Annotated in this window: 2 protein-coding genes; both read right to left on the reverse strand. The window is 44.0% G+C overall.

Annotation, left to right across the window (positions count from 1 at the left end):
* The coding region (locus AAC033_RS18855) for a hypothetical protein (RefSeq protein WP_339741078.1) at nt 1-810 on the reverse strand (810 nt) is incomplete at its 3' end.
* A 10-nt stretch (nt 811-820) separates the two neighbouring features.
* Nucleotides 821-2,965: NADH:ubiquinone reductase (Na(+)-transporting) subunit F (gene nqrF / locus AAC033_RS18860; protein ID WP_339741080.1), on the reverse strand; the 2,145-nt coding region annotated here is incomplete at its 5' end.

Below are 2,965 nucleotides of genomic sequence, written 5' to 3' on the forward strand. Positions count from 1 at the left end.
TGAAAATTTATCCCGCAATAAATTCATCAGGTACAAATTAATATCCCATTGATTTGCAACCGGTGAATTGTCACCAATATTTGTCCACATGTAAGGAGGTGGCCCAAACTCCGGCGTAATGGTAAAGAGCTTTTGTCCCCTTGATTTTTGGCAAAGAAGAATCTGCTCCCATTGATGTAAAAAAAACTTTACTTGGGGTCTCCAATATTCAGTTCTTGGGTCAGAAATTTGCGGTCCCTCCGTAAATCCAACTCGTGCGTGGATATGCTCTGCCCTTTTGATTGCCTCAGAAAGTTCTTCTTCAAAATTTTCGAGGTAGCTTTCAGTGACGCATACCCAGTGGGAAAAGTCTGCAGTTATTTTCATTTTTGGCCGGAGCCTGAATAATTCTCGTGAATTCATAGGTCCAAAACCAATTCGGCCCCGATGGGTTTCATGTACAACCCGGATATTGTTTTTGACAGAGAAGCTTTCTGCAACATCGATAACCCGAAGTTGTTGTTCCAAGGTGAAAAAATCCCTTCCGGAGTGCGAATTGATCAAAATGGGACGACTTTCCAATGAAAGATCTAAATAGTACTCGAATGATTTGCAGAATTCATCGATATTACTTCCTCTTGCCTGGTGTTGATGGCTTACCATTTGTAAGCCATACTCATCCAGCAAACGTATGAATCTTTTGCGTTCGTTCTGATCTTCAGGAAGCCAGGTATCTACACCGTCATAACCTGCTTCTTTTACTTTTACAAAAAATGCTTCAATCTCTAAATGTTCGTGCCCCCATTGCGGGCATAATATTTTCAAGTCCATTTGTTTTCATTTAAAATTCGTCGAATGCAATTTGCTCTTTAAACACCCCGAGTCCCACAAGCATTTTCGTGCAGGCTTTCATCATCATGGGTGGACCGCATAAGTAGAACTCAATGGACTTGGGATTAGGGTGATCTTTTAGATAGTTTTCAAAAACGACTTCGTGAATGAATCCTTCGTGCCCAGTCCAACGATCTTCTTTAAGTGGATTAGATAGAGCAAGCTGAAAATCAAAATTGTCGTACTCATCTGCAAGTCTTATAAAATAGTCATCATAGAAAATCTCCTGTCTGGAGCGTGCGCCATACCAGTAACTGACTTTACGTTTGGTGGATTCATTTTCAAAAAGATGGGCAGTATGCGCACGAATAGGTGCCATGCCGGCGCCACCTCCGATATAGACCATTTCCTTTTGAGTTGGCTTGATATGGAAATCGCCAAAAGGTCCGATGGCGGAAACGATATCACCTGGTTTTAAACTGAAAATATAACTCGATCCAATACCCGGAGGGCAGTCCTGCCCGGGTGGCGGAGTGGCAATCCGGACATTGAACTTGAGATCCCGGTCTGTTTTCGCGTTACAGGCAAGCGAATAATTATTGTGACGCCCGGATTTTGGGTTCGTGCTCGACAAGTTGAACATCCCCTGGCCTTCCCATATCGATGCATACGGTTCCGGGATGGAAAATTCGCTGAAATGAATTTGCCGGTATTCCGGAATTTCAATTTGCAAATAGTCCCCCGGGATAAACTCGATTTTCTCACGGCCATCCATCGGCTGAAGTACAAGCTCCTTGATAAAGGTTGATACGTTTTGGTTACTGACAACACGTAACTTGTACCTTTTTTCAGAACGTGCTCCTGCACCCCCGGGTTTTCTAATATTTATCCAGAGTCTCCCGGCACGTTCTTCGACAGGATAAGTGGCAAGACCGCGGCAAATGGGCGCACGTGCAGGAGAACCATCCGGGAGATTGAACCGTCCATTGTGCTTTGGACATTCAATAATTTTTCCTTTAACAAGACCTTCATTCAAATGGGTGTTGCCATGTGTGCAAATGCCATCGGTGGCATAAAATTCTCCTTCGTCATCACGATAAAGTGCAAATGTTTTCTTTGCGTGATCGAAGCGGATAACGTCTTCTTTTCCTATGTCATCAGAAGCACAGGCCTTTACCCATCCATCAGAATCAGGGACAGCATCAGACCGAAGAATGGTATCACCAGTAGTTTCTTTAGGCTCCGGAAGTTTACGCTTAACATGATACGCCGGATTTTTGACCTGCTTAAGCAATGTGGGTAAAATTTCACGCCAGGCTGAATAAATTGAAGGATAAACAGGTGGGCAGTCATCTTTTACTAGTTCGTGAAGCTTCGGGAGGGCGTGATAAGGAACGAGAGGAAACATATGGTGTTCTATGTGGTAGTTCATGTTCCAGTAAATAAACCTGCTGATGGGATTCATATATACTGTGCGACAATTCAGGCGATGATCCAGGACGTTTTCTGCCAGGCCGGCATGTTGCGTAGTATTGTGCACGATCATTAACCACGTGCCGAAAAATTGAGGAAGTATAAACAGAAATATAGGCAGCCACGATTGCAAAACGATCGCCGAAACAATAATTAAAAAATAAATGGCAAGACAAAGACGAGCGTTTCTGTAAATCTTTATGAATTCAGTCTCCGGAATAAAAGTCCTTTCAGCGTCAGTTACCTTACCTAATGCATGACGAACCAGGCCTGGATAATAAGTTCTATATCCTGCGAAGTTAACAACTGAAAGCACTAAGCCTTTAATGTCAGGCGGGCGTGGTAATTGTATTTCGGGATCGCGTCCGACAATTATCGTGTCGCTGTGGTGGCGCGTGTGGCTCCAGCGCCAGACCACTGATTCACGCATGACCATAAAGGAGGCTACTTCATAAACTACATTATTCATCCAGTCGGTTCGAAAAGCGGTTCCATGACCACATTCATGCCATCTGGAGTCGGAGCTGGTCCCATATAAAACGGCATAAATCAAATACGGAACAGCTGCCCACCAGGTGCCCCAAAGCAGAATAGTTGCAACAGCCGTACTTCCAAGAATAGAAATAAGTAGTAGTGTGTCACGAATGGCTGGCCCATCTTTCCGGATCAGTAACTGACGCAT

The organism is uncultured Sunxiuqinia sp., assembly GCF_963974515.1.
Classification (GTDB): Bacteria; Bacteroidota; Bacteroidia; order Bacteroidales; family Prolixibacteraceae; genus Sunxiuqinia.